Raw genomic sequence first — 25679 nt, 5'->3', positions numbered from 1 at the left:
GTATTATTCCTCGATTTTACCACCGGCAGCTTCAATAGCTGCACGAGCACCTTTAGTAACACCTAAACCACGAACCGTTAACGGCTTAGTGATCTCACCAGATAACATAATTTTAACTGTTTCGATGTTACGTGTGATTAGGTTTGCATTTTTAAGCGTATGGATGTCTACAACATCACCTTCAATAAGGTTTAACTCGTGTAAACGAACTTCAGCGCGAACTAAAGACTTACGAGAAGTAAAACCAAATTTTGGTAAACGTTGTTTTAAAGGCATTTGACCACCTTCAAAACCAGGACGTACACTACCGCCAGAACGAGACTTCTGACCTTTGTGACCACGACCACCAGTTTTGCCGATGCCAGAGCCGATACCACGACCACAGCGCTTTTTAGCTTTATTTGATCCTGGTGCAGGAGATAAAGTATTTAAGAACATAATTAATCCTCCACCTTAACCATATAAGAAACTGCGTTGATCATACCACGTACAGATGGAGTATCTTCTAACTCAACTGTATGACGAATACGACGTAAACCCAGACCTTTTAAAGTAGCTCTATGTTTCGGTAAACGACCAATAGAACTCTTAGTTTGTGTAATTTTTACTGTTTTAGCCATGGTCAATTACCCCAAAATTTCAGCAACGGTTTTGCCACGTTTAGCTGCAACAGCTTCTGGCGAATTCATATTCGCAAGAGCAGATACAGTAGCGCGAACTACGTTGATTGGGTTAGTAGAACCGTATGCTTTTGACAATACGTTCTGAACACCAGCTACCTCAAGTACTGCACGCATCGCGCCACCGGCGATGATACCTGTACCTTCTGAAGCAGGTTGCATATATACCTTAGAACCTGAATGACGACCCTTAACAGGGTGCTGAAGAGTAGTACCCTTCAAGTCAACGGTTACTAAGTTGCGACGAGCCTTTTCCATTGCTTTTTGAATTGCAGCAGGAACTTCACGTGCCTTACCGTAACCAAAACCAACGCGACCGTTGCCATCACCAACTACTGTTAGTGCAGTGAAACTGAAAATGCGACCACCTTTAACCACTTTTGAAACGCGGTTAACGGCAACTAACTTTTCAGCTAAATCACTTTGTTGTTGTGTATTTTCATTAGCCATCATCAACTCCTAGAACTGAAGACCAGCTTCACGAGCTGCATCTGCTAACGCTTTTACGCGTCCATGATAACGGAAACCACTACGGTCAAATGCTACGGCTGTTACACCTTTAGCAGTTGCACGTTCTGCGATTGCTTTTCCTACAGCTTCTGCTGCAGCAATGTTACCGGTTTTTTCTAATTGAGCACTAACTTCTTTGTCTAAAGTAGACGCTGATGCGATTACTTCAGAACCAGTTGGCGCGATCAATTGCGCGTAAATATGGCGAGGAGTACGGTGAACGACTAATCGATTCGCACCCAACTCGCTGATTTTAGCACGTGCACGCTTTGCACGGCGTAAACGAGATGTTTTCTTATCCATCGTATTACCCTACTTCTTCTTAGCTTCTTTACGGCGAACATTTTCGTCAGAATAACGAATACCTTTACCTTTATAAGGCTCTGGTTTACGGTATGCACGAATGTTTGCAGCAACTTGACCAACTAACTGTTTGTCAGCACCTTTCAGTACGATTTCAGTTTGGCTAGGAGTTTCAACAGTAATTCCTTCAGGAATTGCGTGATCAACCGGATGAGAAAAACCTAATGCTAAGTTCAAAGACTTACCAGCAGCTTTCGCACGGTAACCAACACCGTTTAAAACTAATTTCTTTTCAAAACCTTTACTCACACCTTCAACCATATTATTGATTAAAGCACGTGCAGTACCGGCTTGTGCCCAAGCAGCTTTACTTTCTTCAGTAACATTTGTTACTAAGTCATTCTCTTCTTGAGAAACACTTACTAACGCATGAATTGAATGAGAAAGTTCGCCCACTGGACCTTTAACTTTGATGTCTTGACCTGATAACGTAACAGTAACGCCAGCAGGAACAGAGACAGGTGCTTTAGCAACACGAGACATATTCTTATTCCTTACGCTACGAAACCAAGGATCTCACCACCTAAACCAGCTTTACGAGCTGCGCGGTCAGACATTAAACCTTTAGAAGTTGAAACAATCGCAACACCCATGCCCGCTAATACTTGAGGGATATCATTAGCCCCTTTGTATACACGTAAACCTGGACGTGAAACACGTTTAATTGTTTCGATTACTTCTTTTCCTTCGTGATATTTCAAAGCAACTTCTAACTGAGGCTTAGCGTCAGTAGAAACTGAAAACTCTGAAATATAACCTTCTTCTTTAAGTAAGTTAGCAATAGCTACTTTAAGCTTAGAAGAAGGCATTGTTACTGCAGTTTTAGCTGCAGATTGACCGTTGCGGATGCGTGTAAACATGTCCGCGATAGGATCAGTCATCATAATTGCATTCTCCCTTAATTACCAACTAGCTTTCTTAAGACCAGGAACTTCACCGCGCATTGTCGCTTCACGTAATTTAATACGGCTTAAACCGAATTTACGTAAATAACCATGTGGACGACCAGTAACGTTACAACGGTTACGTTGACGTGCTTTACTTGAATCACGTGGTAAAGATTGAAGTTTGATTACCGCATCCCAACGCTCTTCTTCAGAAGAATTAACGCTTGAGATGATTGCTTTTAACGCATCACGCTTTTCGGCGTATTGTGCTACAAGCTTTGCACGTTTTACTTCACGTGCTTTCATAGATGATTTAGCCATAACTTTACACCTTATTTCTTAAACGGAAAGTTAAAGGCAGTCAATAAAGCACGACCTTCTTCATCCGATTTCGCAGTAGTAGTGATAGTGATATCAAGACCACGAATCTTATCAACTTTATCGTAGTCGATTTCAGGAAATATGATTTGCTCACGAACGCCCATGCTGTAATTACCTCTGCCGTCAAACGACTTAGGGTTTAAGCCACGGAAATCACGAATACGAGGAACAGAAATAGAGATTAAACGCTCTAAAAATTCCCACATACGTTCGCCGCGTAAAGTTACTTTTGCGCCTATAGGATAGCCTTCACGGATTTTAAAACCAGCAACAGATTTGCGGGCTTTAGTTACCATCGGCTTTTGACCTGAGATTGCAGTAAGATCATTCGTGGCGTGCTCTAATACTTTTTTATCAGTAATCGCTTCGCCAACACCCATGTTAAGGGTGATCTTTTCAATCCGAGGGACTTGCATGACACTTTTATATTCGAACTTAGTCTTAAGATCGTTTACAACCGTATCTTTGTAAAACTCATGCAGTTTCGCCATCGTTTACTCCAATATTAAACTAATTCGTTATTAGACTTGAAAAAACGCACTTTTTTGCCGTCTTCAACTCTAAAACCTACACGATCGGCCTTGCCAGTAGCAGGGTTTACGATCGCCACGTTAGAAACGTGGATTGGTGCTTCTTTGTCTACGATGCCACCAGGTTGCTGTAACTGTGGTACAGGTTTCTGATGTTTCTTAACAAGGTTTACACCTTCTACAAATACTTTGCTTTTTTCAACAAGTACACGAGTAACTTTACCCGTTTTACCCTTGTCTTTACCAGCAAGTACGATTACTTCATCATCACGACGAATCTTAGATGCCATTATCGTGACTCCTTATAGTACTTCAGGAGCTAAGGATACGATCTTCATGAACTTTTCAGTTCTTAATTCACGTGTCACAGGCCCGAATATACGAGTACCAATTGGCTGTAAGTTAGCATTTAACATTACTGCCGAGTTGACGTCAAAACGAATGGCTGAGCCATCTGAACGACGTACGCCCTTTTTAGTGCGCACCACTACCGCGTTAAGGACATCACCTTTTTTTACTTTGCCGCGAGGAATTGCTTCCTTCACTGCAACTTTGATGATATCACCTATGCGTGCGTAGCGACGGTGCGAGCCACCAAGGACCTTTATACACTGTACACGTTTAGCGCCGCTGTTATCAGCAACATCTAGCTGTGATTGCATTTGGATCATTTTTTGTGCTCCGCTATTAATAAATTCAAGGCCAAAAATTCGACCCGTCACTGCCTTTCTAACCCAGCCGCAATTCGGCGGGCGCGAGATTATAACACCACAAAAATAAAAGTGATAGTTTATTTAGTTAAAAAATAACCACTTTCCTGCTGAGCTTGTATTTTCAGCATTTATTTGGATGATTTAATCCACTTAGGCGATAAAAAAGCCCTACTGCAAAATACAGTAGGGCTTTTAAATTCGTTTAAATAGTAAAAGCTAAAATTAAGCTTTTTCTACAACGTCAACTAATGTCCAAGATTTACTCTTAGAAATTGGTGCGCATTCACGAATTGTTACTAAATCACCAGCATTACATTGGTTAGTTTCATCATGAGCTTTCAACTTAGTTGAACGGATCATGAACTTACCGTAGATTGGGTGCTTAACACGACGCTCAATCAGGACAGTGATAGACTTATCCATTTTGTCACTGACAACACGACCTTGTAGTGTACGAATCTTAACTTCGCTCATTACTTACCTGCCTTTTCAGTTATGATAGTCTTCACACGTGCAATATTGCGACGTACTGTTCTTAGCAAATGAGTTTGTGCTAATTGACCAGTGCTTGCTTGCATGCGGTAGTTAAACTGCTCACGAAGTAAACCTAGTAATTCAGCATTTAACTCTTCAATGCTTTTTTCTTTAAGTTCGTTAGCTTTCATTACATCACCGTCCGAGTTACGAAAGTAGTTTTAAACGGAAGTTTAGCTGCTGCTAATTCAAAAGCTTCACGCGCTAATGACTCAGGAACACCTTCCATTTCATAAAGAACACGACCAGGAAGAATTTGGCATACCCAATATTCTACTGAACCTTTACCTTTACCCATACGAACCTCAAGAGGCTTTTTGGTAATTGGCTTATCAGGGAATACACGGATCCAGATTTTACCTTGACGCTTAACGTGACGAGTCATTGCTCGACGAGCTGATTCAATTTGACGCGCAGTCATACGACCACGTTCAACTGATTTTAAGCCGTAGGTACCGAAGCTAACTGAACTACCAGTTTGAGCAAGACCGCGGTTACGCAATTTAAATTGCTTGCGGAATTTAGTACGTTTAGGTTGTAACATAACTTATCTCCCTACTTAGGCTTGCGGCTGTTCTTTCTTTTAGGTTTAGGAGCTGGCGCTTCTGCCTGTAGAGGCATATTACCAATTACTTCACCTTTAAAGATCCAAACTTTAATACCGATAGTACCGTACGTTGTTTCACCACGCGCAGTAGCGTAATCAATATCAGCACGTAAAGTATGAAGAGGTACACGACCTTCACGATACCATTCAGAACGAGCAATATCTGCACCGCCTAAACGACCGCTAACTTCAACTTTGATACCTTTAGCACCTAAACGCATAGCGTTTTGTACAGCACGCTTCATAGCACGACGGAACATTACGCGTCGTTCTAATTGGCTACCAATGCTATCAGCAACTAATTGAGCATCCATTTCTGGCTTACGTACTTCGGCAATGTTAATTTGCGCAGGTACGCCAGCAATTTGAGATACTTTTAAACGTAATTTTTCTACGTCTTCGCCTTTCTTACCGATAACAACACCTGGACGAGCCGTGTGAATAGTTACGCGGATAGATTTAGCTGGACGCTCAATCACGATTTTTGATAATGAAGCACGCTTTAATTGCTCAGATAAATATGCACGAACCAAATGGTCTCCGTGAATATTGTTAGCAAAATCTTTAGTGCTTGCAAACCATGTAGACGCAAAAGGTTTAGTGATACCTAAGCGAATACCGGTAGGATGTACTTTTTGACCCATACTAATATCTCCTAGCTATCAGCAACAATCACAGTAATGTGACTTGTGCGTTTAATGATACGATCCGCGCGCCCTTTGGCACGTGGCTTAATACGTTTCATTGTAGGACCGTCGTCAACCATAATAGTTTTAACGAACAATTCATCAATGTCTGCACCTTCGTTATGCTCTGCGTTAGCAATAGCTGAGTTAAGCACTTTCTTTACTAATACTGCAGCAGATTTATTGCTGTAGTTTAATACTTCTAATGCTTGCTCAACGTTTAAACCGCGGATTTGATCCACAACTAAACGCGCTTTTTGAGCAGAACCACGGGCAAATTTATGTTTAGCAATAGCTTCCATTTAATTTCCCCTTATCTTTTCGCTTTCTTATCAGCGACGTGGCCGCGATAAGTACGAGTTGGTGCAAATTCACCTAATTTGTGACCGATCATTTCTTCGGTTACAAATACAGGCACGTGTTGACGGCCATTATGGACAGCAATGGTCAATCCGATCATATTTGGTATGATCATTGAACGACGAGACCAAGTTTTAATTGGTTTTTTATTCCCGCTTTCCAGAGCTTTCTCTACCTTCGTCAACAAGTGTAGGTCGATAAAAGGACCTTTCTTGAGAGAACGTGGCATGGTATTTCCTCTTTAATTAACTAGTACTATTTAGTACGACGACGTACGATGAATTTATCAGTACGCTTGTTCTTACGTGTTTTGTAACCTTTCGTAGGTACGCCCCAAGGTGAAACAGGGTGACGACCACCAGATGTTTTACCTTCACCACCACCGTGTGGATGGTCAACCGGGTTCATAGCAACACCACGAACGGTTGGACGAACACCACGCCAGCGCGTAGCACCAGCTTTACCTAACGAACGAAGCATATGTTCAGCGTTACCGATTTCACCTAAAGTTGCACGACAATCCGCTTCAACTTTACGCATTTCACCAGAACGTAAACGTAATGTTACATAAGCACCGTCTTTAGCAACTAATTGTGCATAAGTACCAGCTGCACGCGCGATTTGAGCACCTTTACCAGGCTTCAATTCGATTGCGTGAATAACACTACCTAATGGCATGTTGCGAAGTGGTAACGCGTTACCTGCTTTAATTGGAGCATCAACACCAGATTGGATTGAATCGCCAGCACTAACACCTTTAGGTGCTAAGATGTAACGACGTTCACCATCTGCGTATAATACTAAAGCAATGTTCGCACTACGGTTTGGATCATATTCCAAACGCTCTACTTTCGCAGGGATACCATCTTTTGTACGCTTAAAGTCAACAATACGGTAATGTTGCTTATGACCGCCACCAACGTGACGAACAGTAATACGACCGTTATTGTTACGACCACCAGACTTAGACTTAGTGTCTAATAATGGTGCGTAAGGCTTACCTTTGTGTAACTCAGAGTTAACCACTTTAACAACGTGGCGACGACCCGGAGAAGTTGGTTTACATTTAACTATAGCCATTTTATAACTCTCCTATTGCTCTGCGCCAACGAAGTCGATGTCGCTGCCTTCAGCAAGAGTAACGTATGCTTTTTTCCAGTCACTTCTGCGACCAAAACGAGCACCAGTACGTTTCACTTTACCTTTAACATTTAATGTGCGAACACCTTCAACAGAAACTTCAAACAATTTCTCTACAGCAGCTTTAATTTCAGCTTTAGTAGCAGTAGTTGCAACTTTGAAAACAACAGTGTTGTTTGCTTCAGCAGCAGTCGTTGCTTTTTCAGAAATGTTCGGTGCCAATAGCACTTTTAACAAACGTTCTTCGCTTATCATGCTAACATCTCCTCAATTTGCTTAACTGCAGCTGCAGTTATCAATACTTTTTCGAAACCAACTAAACTTACTGGGTCAATTGCTTGTACGTCACGTACATCAACTTTGTAAAGGTTACGAGCAGATAAGAACAAGTTCTCATCAACTTCTGGAGTAACGATTAATACGTCTTTAAGCTCCATACCTTTTAACTTAGCAACTAACTCTTTAGTTTTAGGTGTTTCAACTGCAAAATCATTAACCACAATTAGACGATCTTGACGAACTAATTCTGAAAGGATGCTAGCAATAGCACCACGATACATTTTACGGTTAACTTTTTGGCTGTGATCTTGAGGTTTAGCAGCGAATGTTACGCCACCTGAACGCCAAATTGGACCACGAGTTGTACCAGCACGTGCACGGCCAGTACCTTTTTGACGCCATGGCTTCTTACCACCGCCGCTAACTTCTGAACGAGTTTTCTGAGCACGAGTACCTTGACGAGCACCAGCTGCATATGCAACTACTACTTGGTGTACTAAAGCTTCATTGAACTCACGTCCAAAAGTTGCTTCGGAAACTTCAAGAGCGCCTGAAGCGTCTTTTAATGCTAATTCCATCACAAATCTCCTGGGCGTTAGGCTTTAACAGCTGGTTTGATGATTACGTTGCCGTTGATTGCGCCCGGAACTGCACCTTTAATAAGAAGCAAGTTACGTTCAGCATCAACACGAACCAATTCAAGGTTTTGTGTAGTAACTTTCACAGCACCCATGTGACCAGACATTTTTTTGCCTTTAAAGACGCGGCCTGGTGTTTGACACATGCCGATTGAACCGTTTGAACGATGTGATAATGAGTTACCGTGTGTTGCATCTTGCATGCTGAAATTCCAGCGCTTAATACCACCTTGGAAACCTTTACCTTTCGATGTACCGGTAACGTCTACTAATTTTGTGTCGTTAAATAACTCAACAGTGATCTCACTGCCAGCTACTAAACCTTCACCTTCACCAGCGGCTAAACGGAATTCCCACAAGCCACGGCCTGCTTCAATACCAGCTTTAGCAAAATGGCCAGCTGTTGGTTTGTTAACACGGTTTGCTTTTTTGTTACCAGTGGTAACTTGAAGCGATGAATAACCATCGTTGTCTACAGTTTTAACCTGAGCAACACGGTTTGCTTCAACTTCTAGAACTGTAACTGGTGTAGAAACGCCATCTTCAGAAAAGATACGTGTCATACCAACTTTACGTCCAACTAGACCTATAGTCATGTTAAAACCCCCTATTAACCCAAGCTAATTTGAACGTCAACACCAGCTGCTAAGTCTAAACGCATTAAAGCGTCAACAGTCTTTTCAGTAGGTTCAACGATATCAATTAAACGCTTGTGCGTACGAATTTCGTACTGGTCACGTGCATCTTTGTTAACGTGTGGAGAAATCAAGATAGTAAAACGTTCCTTGCGAGTAGGAAGTGGAATCGGACCACGAACCTGTGCACCAGTACGTTTAGCAGTATCAACGATTTCTGCTGTAGATTGATCAATCAAACGATGATCGAACGCTTTCAAACGAATGCGAATTCTTTGATTTGACATGGAATCAAATCCCCAATATATAAAGAACGAACAAAATACTGCCCATCACCTTCCTTTTGTAGAAGGGGGGAGTATCGCTAATAACATTCAACCCCCTATCGGGGTTGCTGTAGAAGTAACAATTCAATTTACCTTTGTTACTTAATTACACGCAGGCATAGCCAGACGTGGACGCGTATTATACTGGTTAAAAATAAAACTGCAAGCCTATTTTCTTATTTGTTTATTTTGCCTTTATTTATGTTTTTCTACTATATATAAGTTATTAAAAACTCTAGTTTCTTATTGTTTTCTATTTATCTAACTATTAAGCTTAAATTTTAAATTAGTAAAGGGTGTTCTATGTCAAGCCAAGGTTCAGGCGGCAATGTACTTGCTGCAATTTGTAATGTTTTTATTCCAGGCTTAGGTCAATTAGTACAAGGTAGAATATTAGCGGCCTTATTGTTTTTTGTCGGTGCCGGTATTGCTTATGCAACGCTTGTTATTGTAATCGGTTATGTTTTAGTACCGATTGTGTACCTTTGGGCAATTATTGACGCAGCTAAATTTAAATCAACCTCATGATAATAAAACGCGTATTGATAATTCTTTTTAGTTTTACCGCTTTATTCGGCTGTGAATCAACTTATTATGCTGCTATGGAAAAAGTTGGTCAGCATAAGCGGGATATTCTTGTTGACCGTGTTGAATCGGCTAGTGAAGCGCAGGAAGAAGCTCAAGCAGAATTTAAAGATGCTTTAACTCATTTATCATTATTGATAAATTTTGATGGCGGCGATTTAGCACAGCAATATGAACTTAGCCAAAGTCATTTTGATGCTAGTAAATCAGCCGCCGATGAAGTATCCAATAAAATACAAGCCATTGAAAATGTTGCTGAGGCATTATTTGAAGAGTGGCAAGAAGAAATTGACTTATATAGTAGTGCAAGTTTAAAAGCACAAAGCCAAGCGAAGTTGGCTTCTACACAACGACAATATCGTAGCTTACTTAAAGCTATGTATGCTGCTGAAAAAAGAATGTCACCCGTACTTGCTGCGTTACAAGATAATGTTTTATTTTTAAAACACAATTTAAACGCTAAAGCGATTGGCGCTATACAAGGAGAATATCAAACGATTAAACGTGATATTGAGCGCTTAATTAATGATATGAATGTTGCCATTAAACAATCGAATAACTTTGTCCAACAAATTACCGAATAAAGTGACTATGCTATTTATTAGTCACTTTTATATTTAGCTCGGATCGTTCTTTTCCCCTTTCTTCTATTTTTTAAGTCACAAAATCACTTAAAATAAAATAGTCACCTAGCCTCAACCTGCAATCCCTTATATAACATAGCACTCCACTAAACTATAACGTCTTAAAAATACTTTTTTTAGCCATGGTTAACATGACTATTTATAAAAAACTTTCCCTAACTTATGTTTGTTTCTTATAACTTCTGGTATACTCGCGCGGTTTTTATTCACTAACCTTATTAGAGCAAAGCAATGGCAGATTTAAGCAAATACAGAAATATTGGTATTTTCGCTCACGTTGATGCTGGTAAAACCACCACAACTGAACGTATATTAAAACTAACTGGTAAAATCCATAAAACTGGTGAAGTACATGATGGTGAGTCAACAACTGACTTCATGGAACAAGAAGCTGAGCGCGGTATTACTATCCAATCAGCAGCTGTTACCTGTGAATGGAAAAAGCACCGTTTTAACGTAATCGATACTCCTGGTCACGTTGACTTTACTGTAGAAGTTTACCGTTCATTAAAAGTATTAGATGGCGGTATTGGTGTTTTCTGTGGTTCTGGTGGTGTTGAACCGCAATCAGAAACTAACTGGCGCTATGCTAACGACTCTAAAGTAGCTCGTTTAATTTTCGTTAACAAATTAGACCGTTTAGGTGCTAACTTTTACCGTGTAACTGAACAAGTAGAAAAAGTACTTGGTGCACGTCCACTTATCATGACTTTACCAATTGGTGAAGAAGATGATTTCGTAGGTGTTGTTGACGTATTAACACAAAAAGCATACGTATGGGATGACACAGGTCTTCCTGAAAATTACACAATCGAAGATATTCCTGCCGACATGGTTGATGATGCTGCATCTTACCGTGAGCAATTAATCGAAACAGCTTTAGAAGCTGATGAAGATTTATTAATGGAATACTTAGAAGGTGAATTAACACCATCTGACGAACAAATTAAAGCATGTATCCGTAAAGGTACTAACGAATTATTATTCTTCCCAACATTCTGTGGTTCTGCATTCAAAAACAAAGGTATGCAGTTATTACTTGATGCTGTTGTTGATTACTTACCTGCTCCTACTGAAGTAAATCCTCAGCCATTAACTGATGAAGAAGGTGAGCCTACAGGTAAATTTGCTATTGTTGATGCAAACGAAACCTTTAAAGCATTAGCTTTCAAAATCATGGATGACCGTTTTGGTGCCTTAACTTTCGTACGTATTTACTCAGGTAAATTGAAAAAAGGTGACACCATCTTAAACTCGTTCACAGGTAAAACTGAGCGTGTTGGCCGTATGGTAGAAATGCAAGCGGACGATCGTACTGAGCTTACAGAAGCACAAGCTGGTGATATCATCGCAATTGTAGGTATGAAAAACGTTCAAACAGGTCACACATTATGTGATCCTAAAGATCAATGTACATTAGAAGCGATGGTTTTCCCTGCGCCAGTAATCTCAATCGCTGTTGCACCTAAAGATAAAGGTGGTTCAGAGAAAATGGGTATTGCTATTGGTAAAATGGTAGCTGAAGATCCAACCTTCCAAGTTGAAACTGATGAAGATTCAGGTGAAACCATCCTTAAAGGTATGGGTGAGCTTCACTTAGATATCAAAGTAGATATCTTAAAACGTACATACGGTGTTGACTTAGTTGTAGGTAAACCACAAGTAGCTTACCGTGAAACTATCACACAAGCTGTTGAAGATTCTTACACACATAAGAAACAATCAGGTGGTTCTGGTCAATTCGGTAAGATCGATTACCGTATCAAGCCAGGTGAACCAGGTTCAGGTTTCGTTTTCAAATCAACTGTTGTTGGTGGTAACGTACCGAAAGAATTCTTCCCTGCTGTTGAGAAAGGTTTCAAATCAATGATGGATACTGGTGTTTTAGCTGGTTTCCCTGTATTAGACGTTGAAGTAGAATTATACGATGGTGGTTTCCACGCGGTGGATTCATCAGCTGTTGCTTTCGAAATTGCTGCCAAAGGCGCTTTCCGTCAATCTATCCCTAAAGCTGGTGCTCAGTTAATTGAACCTATCATGAAAGTTGATGTGTTCACTCCTGAAGATCACGTTGGTGATGTAATTGGTGACTTAAACCGTCGTCGTGGTATGATCAAAGACCAAGAAGCTGGCGCCACAGGTGTTCGCATCAAAGCTGACGTACCTCTTTCAGAAATGTTTGGTTATATCGGATCATTACGTACAATGACTTCAGGCCGTGGTCAATTCTCTATGGAATTCTCGCACTACATGCCTTGTCCAAATAACGTAGCTGAAACTGTTATTGCTGAAGTAAAAGAGCGCAATGCTAAAAAATAATTAAATCGTCAATTGTCGATTTACTCAAAAAGGCCCTTTTAGGGCCTTTTTTAATATCCGCACTTTTTTCCTCTATCCGTTAGCACTTAATCCCCTTTCCACGTTATAATTTTGTTATCGCCTTCTTATTTTATTACGATCTACATGAATGACGCCAAACGCCTAAATAAATATATCAGTGAATCCGGTTTTTGTTCACGTCGAGAGGCTGACAAATTGATAGCAGCCAATCGTGTCACTATCAATAGTAAAGTCCCTGAATTAGGCACTAAGGTACTTCCTGGCGACATTGTAAAAGTTGATGGTAACCAAATTGGTACAACAGCTAATGATAAGTCTGACAGGGTTTATATTGCCTATAACAAACCTATCGGTATCACTTGTACAACAGAACGCCATGTCAAAGGTAACATCATTGATGCTATTAAACATAAAGAGCGTATTTTTCCCATCGGTCGATTAGACAAACCTTCAGAAGGTCTGATCTTTTTAACCAGTGATGGTGATATCGTGAATAAAATATTACGGGCTGAAAACGCCCATGAAAAAGAATATGTGGTTACCGTAGATAAGCCAATTAGTGAACGCTTTATTAATAGAATGTCGAAAGGGGTACCTATTTTAAATACCATAACCAAACCTTGCACCATAACAATGCAAAGCAAGTTTGTCTTTCGTATTATTCTAACCCAAGGTCTAAATCGTCAAATCCGCCGTATGTGTGAATACCTAGGATACGAAGTAACTAAGCTAAAGCGTTCAAGAATTATGAACGTGACTGTAGCCGGTATTAAACCTGGCCAATGGCGTGATTTAACGGCAGAAGAATTATCAGAAATTAATAAAGCTGTAGCTCACTCAAAAAAAACGGCAAGCTTATAATTAACACTAATCGTTAATAACCTGCGCACTATTAAAATTAATTTCGTTATTTCGCTCTGTTTGAATTTTTTCCATCATCCGCGATAACTCTCTGATGGTTTGAGTGTCTGCTTGGCCCGATTGAAATGAATCACTTAATTCTTTCAGTTGCTTTAATTGTTCTGGTGTCATGTTAAATCCCTTTATTTTTCAAGTAATAAACTAATAATTAGCGCGAATACTTTGTCTGCTTGCTTTTAAATGCTCAACTGAATGACTTGTCCGCCCTTCATCAATAAAACGGCTATACAAGATATTAAGTTCATGTTTTTCTGATGACGAAATAGCGCTTGCTACCATTTTTTCAAATAATTGATTTAATCGCCCAATATTTTGTTTATCCATAATAGCACCACAAAAAATATAATTATCAACGTAGGTGAATTACCGTTAATGATAGCAAACAGATGAAAGTTTGCCATTGAATGAAAACTTCACTCGTAAAAGTAATAGTAAGATAAATTAATTTATTAATTATAAAACAATAAGTTAACCGTAAATAACAAGATAACCAGCAAAAACTTTCAGACATGTCTTACAAATTTTAGGTCGCTAATTATCACGGCACTTATTTTTTTAACGTTTAATTAACAAATTAATAAAATGATATTAATTTTTGCTTAATTTCATCTTATCGAAAAGGTAATTGCCTTTAAAAATATAGATTTAAGTAACTCTTTTAATTATTCGGCCAATAGAATTTAAATACTGCACCAAAATGCATTCCAATTATTTAGAGTTTATGGTCTAATATTTGCTTTATTTTTACTGTTAAATACTAAATTTATTTTAAATACTGCGTTGTAAACTTAATACAACGCCTATTTTATAAGCCTAGGAGCCCAAAATGAGTGGAAACCAAACCCGCCTGCAAGCGATTGATCAAATCACTAACCGTGCACCATTATCGTTCGAAAAAACCGAGCCATTGAACCAAATTTGGGCAACGGACGTTTTTAACCTACAAAAAATGGAAGAAGCACTATCTAAAAATGCTTTTAAAGCCGTTAAAAAAACAGTTCAAACAGGTCAAGCATTAGATAAAGCTACTGCTGATATTGTTGCTGCAGCAATGAAAGATTGGGCTTTATCAAAAGGCGCGAAATTTTTCTCTCACGTTTTCTATCCAATGACTAACGCGACAGCTGAAAAACATGATGCTTTCATCATTACAAATTCTGACGGTGGTTCAATTAACGAATTTACAGGTACTTTGTTAATCAAAGGCGAACCAGATGGTTCTTCTTTCCCTAACGGTAGCCTACGTATGACCAATGCTGCGCGTGGTTACACAGCATGGGATCCAACAAGCCCTGCGTACATTCAGCAAACAGCTAATGGCGCAACATTAATGATCCCAAGTGTTTTCATGTCTTGGACTGGTGAAGCGTTAGATAAAAAGATCCCACTTTTACGTTCAAATTCAGCAATGAATGATGCTGCGCAAAAAGTATTAAAATTAATGGGCGAAACTGAAATCGCTGATTTAAATTCAAGCTGTGGTCCAGAGCAAGAATACTTCTTAGTTGATGAAAACTTTGCTAACAGCCGCCCTGATTTATTATTAGCTGGCCGTACATTATTTGGTGCTGCTCCAGCTAAAGGTCAACAATTTGATGATCACTACTTCGGTGCAATCCCTGCTCGTGTACAAGTGTTCATGCAAGATTTTGAAGACAAGTTATACAAATTAGGTATCCCTGCTAAAACTCACCACAACGAAGTTGCTCCAGGTCAGTTCGAAATTGCGCCATACTATGGTTCTGCTAACATCGGTGCAGATCAACAGCAATTATTAATGACAACAATGAAGCAAACAGCTAAAGAGCACGGCTTCTTATGTTTATTACATGAAAAACCATTTGCTGGTGTAAACGGTTCAGGTAAACACGTTAACTGGTCTGTAGGTAACAGCACACAAGGTAACTTATTAGACCCAGGTAAAACTCCTCACTCAAACCTAGAGTTCTTATTATTCTGTGGTGCGGTAATTCGTGGTGTTCACAAATACGGTCCATTATTACGTGCTGTAATTGCAACAGCATCAAACGACCATCGTTTAGGTGCAAACGAAGCTCCACCAGCAATTATGTCTGTATACTTAGGTGATCAACTTGAGCAAGTATTCAACGACATTAAAGACGGTAAGTTATTAGCTTCTACTGATGGTGGTGAAATGGATTTAGGTCTTGATCAAATCCTTAAGTTCGACCGTGATCCAGGTGACCGTAACCGTACATCTCCGTTCGCATTTACGGGTAACCGTTTTGAGTTCCGTGCTGTTGGTTCTTCACAATCAGTTTCTGGTCCATTAGTAGCAATGAACACTATGCTTGCTGATTCATTAAACTGGATCGCTGAGAAATTAGAAGCGGCATTAAAAACTCAAGACCAAACAGCTGCTGTTATCTCTGTATTAAAAGAGTTAATGGAATTACACGGCAATGCGGTATTTGGCGGTGACGGTTATTCAGAAGAATGGCACAAAGCAGCTGTTGAAGAACGTGGCTTATTAAACATCCCAACAACGGCTGATGCATTACCTCACTTAATGTCTGAAAACATTGTTGGTTTATTCGAAAGAACAGGTGTTTTATCTCCTGTTGAATTAGAAAGCCGTTACGAAGTTTACGCTGAGCAATATAACTTAGCGATTGAAGTTGAAGCGAAATTAGTTAGCGATATTGCAAAAACTAAGATCTACCCAGCTGCTATTGCTTATCTTTCAGAATTAACTCACGCTGCTTCTTCTGTATTAGACTTAGGTATTGAGTTAGATACTTCAGTAACTAAAGCTGTAGCTGAGCATGCAAACGGCTTAATGGCTGCTGTAACTAAACTTGATACAGAACTTGCTAAGCATGATTTTGCTGATACAGAAGCTCACTTACGCTTCAGTGCTGACGTTATTCGTCCATTAATGGATGAAGCACGTGTTCACGGTGATGCGCTTGAATTATTAGTAGCTGACGAGTTATGGCCACTACCTAAATACTCAGAAATGTTATTCATTAAGTAATAATATAATCAGAGTTAAATTCAATACTAAAAAAGAGCCGAAAGGCTCTTTTTTTTAGCCTGATTTTTACCTAATACCAATCAGTATAATCATTCTTTTTCAGGCATAAAAAAACCACTTAATGATAAGTGGTTTTTATTAAGACTAGCTAACTGAGTTATTTAACTGAGCGAGATTCACGTTTACGGTCACTCTCTTTCAAGAATTTTTTACGTATACGAATGCTATCAGGTGTCACTTCAACTAACTCATCGTTATCAATAAACTCTAACGCTTGCTCTAAAGACATTAGAATTGGTGGTGTTAATGTTTGCGCTTCATCAGTACCTGATGAACGAACGTTAGTTAATTGCTTACCTTTCAGGGCATTAACCGTTAAGTCGTTATCGCGGCTATGAATACCAATAATTTGACCTTCATAAATATCAACACCGTGACCAATAAATAAACGGCCGCGAGATTGTAAATTAAATAAAGCATTTGTTAAGGCTTTACCGGTAGCGTTAGCGATCATTACACCGTTTAGACGTTGACCAATTTCACCACCTTTATGAGGACCGTACTCTAAGAAAGTATGGTAAATCAAACCAGAGCCTGACGTTAATGTCATAAATTCAGTTTGGAAGCCAATTAGTCCACGGCTTGGCATAATAAAGTCCATACGAATACGGCCTTTACCATCTGGTGCCATATCAGTAAGCTCAGCTTTACGCACACCCATTTTTTCCATGATAGGGCCTTGATGATGTTCTTCAACATCAATCGTTACTGACTCATAAGGCTCTTCAAGCTGACCATCTACTTCACGGATAATAACTTCAGGACGAGAAACGGCTAATTCATAACCTTCACGACGCATGTTTTCAATTAGGATACCTAAGTGAAGCTCACCACGACCTGACACTTTGAATTTATCAGCATCATCTAACTGCTCAACACGTAAGGCAACGTTATGAACTAGCTCTTTATCTAAACGGTCTTTAATATTACGTGACGTTACAAACTTACCTTCTTGACCACAAAATGGTGAAGTGTTTACTTGGAATGTCATGTTAATAGTTGGTTCATCAACTGATAACGGTGGTAATGGCGCAACTTCATTCGGACAACAAATAGTATCTGAAATCTTTAGTTCACCTAAACCTGTAATGGCAATAATATCACCAGCATGAGCAATTTCACTTTCATGACGCTCTAAACCAAGATAAGTGTATACCTTACCTACTTTACCGTTATGTAATTTACCGTTAGCACCTTGAACCGTTACTTGTTGATTAGGTTTAACAGAACCGCGAGTAATACGGCCAACACCGATAACACCTAAGTAAGAACTGTAATCAAGCTGAGAAATCTGCATTTGGAATGCACCATCAGCATCTGCATTTGGTGGTGGAACTTGATCAATAATAGTTTCGAATAGCGGAGTCATGTCTTCACCAACAACCCCTTCTTCTAAAGAAGCCCAGCCATTGATTGCTGAAGCGTATACAACTTTAAAATCTAACTGATCGTCAGTAGCACCTAAGTTATCAAACAAATCAAAAACTTGATCCATAACCCAATCTGGGCGAGCACCTGGTTTATCAATTTTGTTAATAACAACAATTGGCTTTAACCCTTGAGCAAACGCTTTTTTAGTAACAAAACGTGTTTGAGGCATTGGGCCTTCTTGTGCATCAACAATTAAAAGCACAGAATCTACCATTGACATTACACGTTCAACTTCACCGCCAAAATCAGCATGGCCAGGAGTATCAACGATATTTACACGATATTCTCCCCAGTTGATTGCTGTATTCTTGGCTAGAATGGTAATTCCACGCTCTTTTTCAATATCGTTTGAGTCCATAGTACGTTCTTCTAGACCACTTCTTGCGTCTAACGTACCTGATTGACTTAATAACTTATCGACTAAGGTAGTTTTACCATGGTCAACGTGGGCGATAATCGCCACATTACGTAATTTCTCTAACACGGGCTTTGCTCATTAGGCTATAATTGGGCGCGAATTATACAGCAGAGCTTGAGATAAATATAGTAAAGTCACTATATTTAATCAGACTTTTCATCATCTAGTGATTAACACATCTTTCAGCTATTTAATTATCAGTAATAACAGTTATTGAATAAGTATCAGGACTTATATAACATGAGGTGAATCGTTAGCTTAGCACAGGGTTGATAGGCATAGCGGTAAGAAAATTAAATGGCAATTTATTTAAATTTTCTTGGCGTATATTACTGAATATAATAGGTTTTAGTTAATAACTATTTATTTTATAACAAGATAGTTAAATACCCTTTATTTAGCTATTGATGACAATTACATTGGAGACTATCAATGTCACAAGAAGTTTTAGACTTTATCAAAGAAAACGATGTTAAATTCGTTGATTTACGCTTTACCGATTCAAAAGGTAAAGAGCAACATGTTTCTCTACCTCACCATCAAGTTGATGAAGACTTTTTCGAAGACGGTAAAATGTTCGACGGTTCTTCAATTGCTGGCTGGAAAGGTATTAATGAATCAGACATGGTATTAATGCCTGATGCATCAACAGCGGTTTTAGACCCATTTACTGAAGAAGTTACCTTAAACATTCGTTGTGACATTCTTGAACCATCAACAATGCAAGGTTACAGCCGTGACCCTCGCTCAGTTGCTCACCGTGCTGAAGAATATTTACGTTCAACAGGCATAGCTGACACTGTGCTTATTGGTCCAGAACCAGAGTTTTTCCTTTTTGATGATGTCCGTTTTCATACCGATATGAGTGGTTCATTCTACAAAATTGATGACAAAGAAGCGGCTTGGAACTCAGGTACAAAATACGAAGATGGCAATACTGGCCATCGTCCAGGTGTAAAAGGTGGATATTTCCCAGTTGCACCAGTAGATTCATCACAAGATTTACGTTCAGCAATGTGTTTAGTGATGGAAGAAATGGGCTTAGTCGTTGAAGCGCATCATCATGAAGTAGCTACCGCAGGTCAAAACGAAATTGCTTGTCGTTTTAATACTATGGTTAAAAAAGCTGATGAAGTACAAATCTACAAATATGTTGTTCATAATGTTGCGCATGCTTATGGCAAAACAGCAACCTTTATGCCGAAGCCTTTAGTGGGTGATAATGGCTCAGGTATGCATGTTCATCAGTCATTAGCAAAAGACGGTGTTAATTTATTTGCTGGTGATAAATACGGTGGTTTGTCTGAAATGGCTTTATATTACATCGGCGGTATCATCAAACATGCAAAAGCACTAAATGCTTTTACTAACCCATCAACAAACTCATACAAACGCTTAGTGCCACATTTTGAAGCACCAGTTATGCTTGCATACTCTGCACGTAACCGTAGTGCATCAATTCGTATTCCAATTGTTCCTTCTCCAAAAGCAATGCGTATTGAAGCTCGTTTCCCTGATCCGGCAGCAAACCCATATTTAGCCTTCTCAGCGCTATTAATGGCAGGCCTTGATGGTATCAAAAACAAAATCCACCCTGGCGATGCTATGGATAAAGATTTATACGACTTACCTGCAGAAGAAGCGGCTGAAATTCCACAAGTAGCTAGATCACTTGAAGATGCCTTAAACGCGCTTGAAGCTGACAAAGAGTTTTTAACCGCTGGTGGTGTAATGGATGATGATATGATCGAAGCATACATCAAATTGAAGCGTGAAGAAGTAGCCTTAGTTAACATGACTACTCATCCACTAGAGTTCGATTTGTATTATAGCTGCTAGTATTAAATAGCCTTAAAATTGAAAAAGCTCACTAAATGTGAGCTTTTTTGTGGCTAAAAAATGGAATATTAGATAAATTAAACTTATATCGAATCAAAAGGACTGCTCATTTCGTGATAATTCGTATAATAACACTACTATTGATCACAATATCATTAGTATCACCCGCACAATCCAAATCAGCAAAAGTCTATGTTTGGCGTGATGAAGCGGGCGTGTTAGTTTTTTCTGATAGTCCACGCCCTGGAGCCGAAGTAATGGATGTCAAAGAAAGCGATAATGTCATAGGCTCTGTCGATACTTCCATTCTTGATATTAAACCTAAAGTGGTTGCTGAAACTTATGAAGTCACCATTACTCAGCCAGAAAACCATGCAACTATTCGCGACAATACTGGTTCTATATATATTTCAGGCCGTATAAAGCCAGTTTTTAAAAAGGGTTATACCATCCAACTTTACCTCGATAACAAACCTTATGATGTGCCTCAACCACAAGCCATGTTCATATTAAGAAATATTGATAGGGGCGAACATCAAGTAAAAATGGAATTAATTAACGATAAAGGCAAGGTTATTGCATTATCTAAAGCAATTACTTTTTATATGCATCGAGTTTCAAAATAATACGCCTTAAATAGGCTATTTCAGTGCATATGAACCATATTTACACTAAAATAAATTTTTAGTGTGCGCCAGTTTGGTGCAATTGAGGTTTTATGCTGCACGATTATCGAGATCTTCAAAATAAAAAAATGCTTTATCAGCAGCAGTTGCCTAATCAAATGGCAACCGCAGTGATTGTTTTAGACCAATCACTTGTTATTCAGTACGTAAATCCATCGGCAGAAGCATTACTCGTTAAGAGTTTTGATAAACTTTATGGTCATAAGTTTAATGAAGCTTTTTTTCATTGCTCTATTGATAACCTACGTTTTGAACAGTTAATTGCAACTGGCCAAGAGTTTACTGACAGTGATGTTGTCCTTGATTTTTTTTCACACGATAGTATCACTGTCGAATTAAGTGCTTCTTCTGTTGAGTTCAACCAAAAACCACACTTATTGTTAGAAATGAAACAAATAGATCAGCAGAAAAAAATCAGTGCTGATGCGTTTCAACAACAGCAGTGGGAATCAGCAAGAGATTTGATCAAAGGTTTAGCCCACGAGATAAAAAATCCTCTTGGGGGGTTACGGGGTGCTGCACAATTACTAAATCGTGAACTGACTAGTGAGCAGCAAGAATATACCGGTATGATCATTGAGCAGGCTGACCGTTTAACAAACCTAGTTGACCGATTATTAGGCCCGAATCAATTGCCTGAAATCAGAGAGCATAATATTCACAAGGTATTAGAGAAAGTCTATCAATTGGTAAAATTTGACAACCCTAAAAATATCAATTTTCACCGTGATTATGATCCTTCAATACCTGAAATATTTTTTGACGAAGAAAAACTACAACAAGCTGTATTGAACATTGTTCGTAATGCCATACAGGCAATTTCTACTAATGGAAATATCACCTTAAAAACACGCATTGCTAGCAATCAAACCATCAATGGTAAACGGGTACGCCTATGCATCAATATTAATATTATTGATGACGGCCCAGGGATCCCTGCTGCAATACAAGACACCTTGTTTTACCCTATGGTTACCGGCCGCTCAAATGGCACAGGCATAGGGTTGTCAATTTCACAAACCTTGGTTCACCAACATAACGGAAAAATTTCCTGCAAAAGTAGACCTGGCAGAACCAATTTCACCATTTTATTACCTATTTCAGAAGAGATTAACCAATGATAAGCGAACAAGTTTGGATTGTAGATGACGATAGTTCCATCCGCTGGGTACTAGAGAAAGCCTTATCCGGTGCGAATATTAGTGTCGCTTCTTTCGACAATGCCAATAATTTATTAATTGCCTTAGATCATAGTCAACCCGAAGTGATTATTTCAGATATTCGTATGCCAGAAATTGACGGCATGACGTTGTTAGGCAAAATTAATGCACAATTTCCAGAAATTCCAGTGATCATCATGACAGCGCATTCGGATCTCGATAGTGCAGTCAACGCATACCAAAATGGTGCATTTGAATATTTACCGAAACCTTTTGATGTTGATGAAGCACTATCGCTGACCAAACGTGCCTTAACTCATGCAAGAGAACAGAACGCGCAAAAAGGGAAACAAGATACTAGCTCAAGTGCAGTTGGTATTATTGGTGAAGCTCCAGCAATGCAAGAAGTGTTTAGAGCTATCGGCCGGTTATCGCGCTCAAGCATTAGTGTTTTAATTAATGGTGAATCAGGTACAGGTAAAGAGCTAGTCGCACAAGCTCTACATTCACATAGCCCAAGAAGTAAAGCACCGTTTATTCCATTGAATATGGCTGCTATTCCAAAAGATTTAATTGAATCGGAATTATTTGGTCATGAAAAAGGGGCTTTTACCGGCGCGAATGCGATACGTCAAGGTCGCTTCGAACAAGCTCATAATGGCACCTTATTTCTTGATGAAATTGGTGATATGCCGCTTGATATTCAAACACGCCTGTTACGTGTATTAGCTGACGGTCAGTTTTATCGTGTTGGTGGGCATTCACCAATAAAAGTTGATGTTCGTATCATTGCTGCAACTCATCAAAACCTTGAAGAACGTGTTCAATCTGGCGAATTTCGTGAAGATTTGTTTCATCGCTTAAACGTAATAAAAATTCACTTACCTAGCTTACGCGAACGTAAAGAAGATATTCACCAACTTGCTAAACACTTTTTAAAACATGCGGCAGAAGAGTTAAGTGTAGAAACTAAATCTCTACATAAAAAAGCAGTAGAGTTTTTAAAACAGTGTGACTGGCCTGGTAATGTTAGACAACTTGAAAATATTTGTCGCTTTTTAACCGTAATGGCAAGTGGTCAAGAAATATTAGTGGAAGATCTGCCAGCAGAACTTAAAGATACCCCTCGCCAAGTAAGTAGTGATGTGAGCTGGCAAAGCGCTTTAGAGATCTGGGTTGATGAACAATTAAACTTAGGTAAAACGGAAATTCTAGATCATTCATTACCTGAATTTGAACGTATAATGCTCAAACGGGCATTAAATTTCACGCAAGGTCACAAACAAGAAGCTGCGAAAAAACTGGGTTGGGGAAGAAATACACTAACAAGAAAACTAAAAGAGCTAGATATATAGTCTTATTCTAACTCTTGAACCATACGTAGCTTAGTAAAATAACTTTTGCCTGGCTACGTATGTTTGATTAAGGTGTGAAGTTAAAACACTAGCTACAACAACTTTCCTTTTCTGCTTCAGCTTCTTCTTCGTCATGACACTGTTTACAGCTATTACATAACCTAATATTTAAAAAATGTGCCGCAACAATTAAGCCACCACCAATAACAATAAAATAAGGCGCATAAGCTTCAGGAAAGTCATGTTTAATCCAATATATGCTTACCCCAAGGTATAACAAATAAAATGGATATAAACGTTTATGATAACGTCTAAAACCTGAGAACAACGCAACGGTACCTAATACTGCGGTTGCAACCAAGAAAAAATGTTCCCAAGTATGATCGGCTAAAAAGCTCAGCCCTAATAAAGGTAAAGCAGGTAATAATATTGGCAATAAAATGCAATGTAATGCACATAAAGAAGTTGCCGCTATACCAATTCTATCTAACATGATTAAAAAACCGAAAAATTTATCTTTTAAAGTGTGACTATATCACAAACGAGATAATATCACACTATAGTTTTTTCTCACTCCGTTAGATCTTTATGCTCGATTAACACCGAACGTTATTACTTTTTTAATATTTGTCTCGCCGGTTGCTAACATTAATAAGCGATCTATGCCTAATGCAACACCTGAACATTCAGGTAGACCTTGGGCTAATGCCATGATAAATCTATCATCAATGGGGCTTTCTGTTTTACCATGCGCTACACGTTTAATGTTATCTTGCTTAAAACGTTCGAGTTGGGTTTCCGCATCAGTTAATTCACTAAAACCATTGGCAAGCTCAATACCTTGATAATAACATTCGAAACGATCGGCAACCCTAGCATCTTCTCGATTAATTTTAGCTAAGCATGCTTGCGAGGCAGGAAAACCATAAACAAAACATGGCGAATTTTTACCAATATGTTGTTCAATGCATTCGGCAAAGGTAAATTGTAATAAGGTATCAATGTCTTCAACGTCTACTAACCAATCAGAAAACTTCTCATTGCGGCGCAGATAAGCTTTTAACTCAACAATTGTTGTTGATAAGGGGTCAATACCAGTATATTCCTGGAATACGTTCTGATAACTCACGTATTCTGCTGGTAGACAGCTTAAAGTACTAATGAGTAATGTTTCTACTTCTGCCATTAAATCATGATGACTAAAGCCTAGCCGGTACCACTCTAAAATAGAAAATTCAGGGTTATGAAAACGACCATAGGGTTCATCACGAAACGCTTTACATAACTGATATATATCACCATAACCACTTGCTAATAACCGTTTCATGGCAAACTCTGGTGATGTTTGTAAATATAAAGTTTGTCCAACCCCTGAGGAAAGAAAATTGTATTTAGTTGAAAAAGCATCAAGATGAAGATCACTGATGGTGCCTTGTGACATCAAGGGTGTTTCTACTTCAACAACATTACGATCATTAAAAAAAGTTCTGATCATGCTATAAACCTGTGCTCTCTTTTGAGCTGTTTGCCATGACATGCTAGCTTGCCAGTTCATCATCATCCCATTTTTACTATGATTTATTGTTATCTTAAACGAAAAAAGCCCTAGTCAACAGACTAGGGCTTAATGCTAAATAGGAAACTGGCAATGTCCTACTCTCACATGGGAACTCCCACACTACCATCGGCGCAATTGCGTTTCACTTCTGAGTTCGGCATGGGATCAGGTGGTACCACAATGCTATGGTCGCCAGTTAAAAACTGTGTGTTAACTTGATTACTTGTTAACTAAATTCATTAAAGTTAATCGAAACTAAATTTAATGAACTTTCATTTTTCAGCAAAAAGCCCGCAACGTTGTTGCGGGCTTCTTGTAATAGAAGTCTAGCGATGTCCTACTCTCACATGGGAACTCCCACACTACCATCGGCGCAATTGCGTTTCACTTCTGAGTTCGGCATGGGATCAGGTGG

At 39.1% G+C, this 25679-nt stretch carries 36 protein-coding genes and 2 rRNA genes; 10 read left to right on the top strand and 28 right to left on the bottom strand.

Going from position 1 to position 25679, the window contains the following annotated elements; translation table 11 throughout:
- Window positions 1-3: 3 nt before the first annotated feature.
- The 21 genes from rplO to rpsJ form a co-directional block, all read right to left on the bottom strand.
- The gene (gene rplO / locus ACSLUO_RS00190) at window positions 4-438 is read right to left on the bottom strand and encodes a 50S ribosomal protein L15 (RefSeq protein WP_448245298.1); all 435 of its coding nucleotides are present in this window, start codon (window positions 436-438) and stop codon (window positions 4-6) included.
- 2 nt (window positions 439-440) lie between these two features.
- Window positions 441-620, bottom strand: coding sequence for a 50S ribosomal protein L30 (gene rpmD / locus ACSLUO_RS00185; RefSeq protein WP_448245297.1), 180 nt, complete (start codon window positions 618-620; stop codon window positions 441-443).
- 6 nt (window positions 621-626) lie between these two features.
- Entirely contained in the window at window positions 627-1130 is a 504-nt protein-coding gene (rpsE, locus tag ACSLUO_RS00180; RefSeq protein ID WP_448245296.1) for a 30S ribosomal protein S5, read from the bottom strand.
- Window positions 1131-1139: 9 nt separating this feature from the next.
- Window positions 1140-1493 carry a 50S ribosomal protein L18 gene (gene rplR, locus ACSLUO_RS00175; protein ID WP_448245295.1) on the bottom strand — a complete coding sequence of 118 codons (354 nt, stop codon included), beginning with the start codon at window positions 1491-1493 and terminating at the stop codon, window positions 1140-1142.
- Window positions 1494-1502: 9 nt separating this feature from the next.
- On the bottom strand, window positions 1503-2036 hold the full coding sequence (gene rplF, locus ACSLUO_RS00170) for a 50S ribosomal protein L6 (RefSeq protein ID WP_448245294.1): 534 nt from the start codon (window positions 2034-2036) through the stop codon (window positions 1503-1505).
- A gap of 11 nt (window positions 2037-2047) precedes the next feature.
- Entirely contained in the window at window positions 2048-2440 is a 393-nt protein-coding gene (gene rpsH, locus ACSLUO_RS00165) for a 30S ribosomal protein S8 (RefSeq protein WP_448246138.1), read from the bottom strand.
- Between the two features lie 15 nt (window positions 2441-2455).
- Window positions 2456-2761 carry a 30S ribosomal protein S14 gene (gene rpsN, locus ACSLUO_RS00160; protein ID WP_448245293.1) on the bottom strand — a complete coding sequence of 102 codons (306 nt, stop codon included), beginning with the start codon at window positions 2759-2761 and terminating at the stop codon, window positions 2456-2458.
- 11 nt (window positions 2762-2772) lie between these two features.
- Window positions 2773-3312, bottom strand: coding sequence for a 50S ribosomal protein L5 (rplE, locus tag ACSLUO_RS00155; RefSeq protein WP_448245292.1), 540 nt, complete (start codon window positions 3310-3312; stop codon window positions 2773-2775).
- Between the two features lie 14 nt (window positions 3313-3326).
- Window positions 3327-3641 carry a 50S ribosomal protein L24 gene (gene rplX, locus ACSLUO_RS00150; RefSeq protein WP_448245291.1) on the bottom strand — a complete coding sequence of 105 codons (315 nt, stop codon included), beginning with the start codon at window positions 3639-3641 and terminating at the stop codon, window positions 3327-3329.
- 12 nt (window positions 3642-3653) lie between these two features.
- Complete coding sequence (rplN, locus tag ACSLUO_RS00145; protein ID WP_448246137.1) at window positions 3654-4022, bottom strand: 50S ribosomal protein L14; 369 nt, start codon at window positions 4020-4022, stop codon at window positions 3654-3656.
- A gap of 264 nt (window positions 4023-4286) precedes the next feature.
- Window positions 4287-4538 (bottom strand): 30S ribosomal protein S17, encoded by a 252-nt coding sequence (gene rpsQ / locus ACSLUO_RS00140; protein ID WP_448245290.1) that lies wholly within the window; start codon window positions 4536-4538, stop codon window positions 4287-4289.
- On the bottom strand, window positions 4538-4729 hold the full coding sequence (rpmC, locus tag ACSLUO_RS00135) for a 50S ribosomal protein L29 (RefSeq protein ID WP_448245289.1): 192 nt from the start codon (window positions 4727-4729) through the stop codon (window positions 4538-4540). Before rpmC ends, rpsQ begins: the two co-directional genes overlap by 1 nt.
- The gene (gene rplP / locus ACSLUO_RS00130; protein ID WP_448245288.1) at window positions 4729-5142 is read right to left on the bottom strand and encodes a 50S ribosomal protein L16; all 414 of its coding nucleotides are present in this window, start codon (window positions 5140-5142) and stop codon (window positions 4729-4731) included. Before rplP ends, rpmC begins: the two co-directional genes overlap by 1 nt.
- An 11-nt stretch (window positions 5143-5153) precedes the next feature.
- On the bottom strand, window positions 5154-5849 hold the full coding sequence (gene rpsC, locus ACSLUO_RS00125; protein WP_448245287.1) for a 30S ribosomal protein S3: 696 nt from the start codon (window positions 5847-5849) through the stop codon (window positions 5154-5156).
- An 11-nt stretch (window positions 5850-5860) separates the two neighbouring features.
- Entirely contained in the window at window positions 5861-6193 is a 333-nt protein-coding gene (gene rplV / locus ACSLUO_RS00120; RefSeq protein ID WP_448245286.1) for a 50S ribosomal protein L22, read from the bottom strand.
- A gap of 11 nt (window positions 6194-6204) precedes the next feature.
- Window positions 6205-6480, bottom strand: a complete 276-nt coding sequence (gene rpsS / locus ACSLUO_RS00115) for a 30S ribosomal protein S19 (RefSeq protein WP_184425255.1) — start codon at window positions 6478-6480, stop codon at window positions 6205-6207.
- 26 nt (window positions 6481-6506) lie between these two features.
- Entirely contained in the window at window positions 6507-7331 is an 825-nt protein-coding gene (gene rplB / locus ACSLUO_RS00110) for a 50S ribosomal protein L2 (protein WP_448245285.1), read from the bottom strand.
- 12 nt (window positions 7332-7343) lie between these two features.
- Complete coding sequence (rplW, locus tag ACSLUO_RS00105) at window positions 7344-7646, bottom strand: 50S ribosomal protein L23 (protein ID WP_448245284.1); 303 nt, start codon at window positions 7644-7646, stop codon at window positions 7344-7346.
- Window positions 7643-8248, bottom strand: coding sequence for a 50S ribosomal protein L4 (gene rplD / locus ACSLUO_RS00100; protein WP_448245283.1), 606 nt, complete (start codon window positions 8246-8248; stop codon window positions 7643-7645). Before rplD ends, rplW begins: the two co-directional genes overlap by 4 nt.
- Before the next feature lie 17 nt (window positions 8249-8265).
- Window positions 8266-8904 carry a 50S ribosomal protein L3 gene (gene rplC / locus ACSLUO_RS00095; protein ID WP_448245282.1) on the bottom strand — a complete coding sequence of 213 codons (639 nt, stop codon included), beginning with the start codon at window positions 8902-8904 and terminating at the stop codon, window positions 8266-8268.
- 14 nt (window positions 8905-8918) lie between these two features.
- A complete protein-coding gene (gene rpsJ / locus ACSLUO_RS00090; protein WP_057179762.1) occupies window positions 8919-9230 on the bottom strand; it encodes a 30S ribosomal protein S10 in 312 nt (103 codons plus the stop codon).
- Here rpsJ and ACSLUO_RS00085 point away from each other — a divergent pair.
- The 5 genes from ACSLUO_RS00085 to rluF all read left to right on the top strand — a co-directional run bounded on the left by ACSLUO_RS00085 (window position 9229) and on the right by rluF (window position 13699).
- Window positions 9229-9375, top strand: coding sequence for a hypothetical protein (locus ACSLUO_RS00085; protein ID WP_448245281.1), 147 nt, complete (start codon window positions 9229-9231; stop codon window positions 9373-9375). The two genes, rpsJ and ACSLUO_RS00085, sit on opposite strands and share 2 nt — an antisense overlap.
- 197 nt (window positions 9376-9572) lie before the next feature.
- On the top strand, window positions 9573-9797 hold the full coding sequence (locus ACSLUO_RS00080) for a hypothetical protein (RefSeq protein WP_448245280.1): 225 nt from the start codon (window positions 9573-9575) through the stop codon (window positions 9795-9797).
- A complete protein-coding gene (locus tag ACSLUO_RS00075) occupies window positions 9794-10438 on the top strand; it encodes a DUF2959 domain-containing protein (protein WP_448245279.1) in 645 nt (214 codons plus the stop codon). Before ACSLUO_RS00080 ends, ACSLUO_RS00075 begins: the two co-directional genes overlap by 4 nt.
- Window positions 10439-10729: 291 nt before the next feature.
- Window positions 10730-12817 (top strand): elongation factor G, encoded by a 2088-nt coding sequence (gene fusA / locus ACSLUO_RS00070; RefSeq protein ID WP_448245278.1) that lies wholly within the window; start codon window positions 10730-10732, stop codon window positions 12815-12817.
- A 144-nt stretch (window positions 12818-12961) separates the two neighbouring features.
- Entirely contained in the window at window positions 12962-13699 is a 738-nt protein-coding gene (rluF, locus tag ACSLUO_RS00065; RefSeq protein ID WP_448245277.1) for a 23S rRNA pseudouridine(2604) synthase RluF, read from the top strand.
- A gap of 6 nt (window positions 13700-13705) precedes the next feature.
- Here the strand turns inward: rluF and ACSLUO_RS00060 are convergent, their stop codons facing one another.
- On the bottom strand, window positions 13706-13870 hold the full coding sequence (locus ACSLUO_RS00060; RefSeq protein WP_448245276.1) for a hypothetical protein: 165 nt from the start codon (window positions 13868-13870) through the stop codon (window positions 13706-13708).
- A gap of 30 nt (window positions 13871-13900) precedes the next feature.
- Window positions 13901-14083, bottom strand: coding sequence for a hypothetical protein (locus tag ACSLUO_RS00055; protein ID WP_448245275.1), 183 nt, complete (start codon window positions 14081-14083; stop codon window positions 13901-13903).
- 502 nt (window positions 14084-14585) lie between these two features.
- Here ACSLUO_RS00055 and ACSLUO_RS00050 point away from each other — a divergent pair.
- The gene (locus ACSLUO_RS00050; RefSeq protein ID WP_448245274.1) at window positions 14586-16757 is read left to right on the top strand and encodes a glutamine synthetase III family protein; all 2172 of its coding nucleotides are present in this window, start codon (window positions 14586-14588) and stop codon (window positions 16755-16757) included.
- A 157-nt stretch (window positions 16758-16914) separates the two neighbouring features.
- Here the strand turns inward: ACSLUO_RS00050 and typA are convergent, their stop codons facing one another.
- Window positions 16915-18732 carry a translational GTPase TypA gene (typA, locus tag ACSLUO_RS00045; RefSeq protein WP_448245273.1) on the bottom strand — a complete coding sequence of 606 codons (1818 nt, stop codon included), beginning with the start codon at window positions 18730-18732 and terminating at the stop codon, window positions 16915-16917.
- 366 nt (window positions 18733-19098) lie between these two features.
- Between typA and glnA the strand changes: the two genes are divergently transcribed.
- From glnA to glnG, 4 genes are all read left to right on the top strand, one after another.
- The gene (gene glnA / locus ACSLUO_RS00040) at window positions 19099-20505 is read left to right on the top strand and encodes a glutamate--ammonia ligase (RefSeq protein ID WP_448245272.1); all 1407 of its coding nucleotides are present in this window, start codon (window positions 19099-19101) and stop codon (window positions 20503-20505) included.
- Between the two features lie 113 nt (window positions 20506-20618).
- Window positions 20619-21131, top strand: a complete 513-nt coding sequence (locus ACSLUO_RS00035; protein ID WP_448245271.1) for a DUF4124 domain-containing protein — start codon at window positions 20619-20621, stop codon at window positions 21129-21131.
- A gap of 92 nt (window positions 21132-21223) precedes the next feature.
- A complete protein-coding gene (glnL, locus tag ACSLUO_RS00030) occupies window positions 21224-22312 on the top strand; it encodes a nitrogen regulation protein NR(II) (protein ID WP_448245270.1) in 1089 nt (362 codons plus the stop codon).
- Window positions 22309-23706, top strand: a complete 1398-nt coding sequence (glnG, locus tag ACSLUO_RS00025) for a nitrogen regulation protein NR(I) (RefSeq protein ID WP_448245269.1) — start codon at window positions 22309-22311, stop codon at window positions 23704-23706. The genes glnL and glnG overlap by 4 nt, the downstream gene beginning before the upstream one ends.
- 88 nt (window positions 23707-23794) lie before the next feature.
- Here glnG and ACSLUO_RS00020 read toward each other — a convergent pair whose 3' ends face one another.
- The 4 genes from ACSLUO_RS00020 to rrf (ACSLUO_RS00005) form a co-directional block, all read right to left on the bottom strand.
- On the bottom strand, window positions 23795-24199 hold the full coding sequence (locus ACSLUO_RS00020; protein ID WP_448245268.1) for a MerC domain-containing protein: 405 nt from the start codon (window positions 24197-24199) through the stop codon (window positions 23795-23797).
- Between the two features lie 93 nt (window positions 24200-24292).
- A complete protein-coding gene (gene epmA, locus ACSLUO_RS00015; RefSeq protein WP_448246135.1) occupies window positions 24293-25264 on the bottom strand; it encodes an elongation factor P--(R)-beta-lysine ligase in 972 nt (323 codons plus the stop codon).
- Window positions 25265-25346: 82 nt separating this feature from the next.
- Window positions 25347-25461, bottom strand: a 5S ribosomal RNA gene (rrf, locus tag ACSLUO_RS00010).
- Between the two features lie 127 nt (window positions 25462-25588).
- Window positions 25589-25679: ribosomal RNA gene (gene rrf / locus ACSLUO_RS00005) — 5S ribosomal RNA — on the bottom strand; the annotation flags it as partial.

Source organism: Thalassotalea agariperforans (genome assembly GCF_053470345.1).
This window is presented reverse-complemented; position numbering and strand designations above follow the sequence as displayed.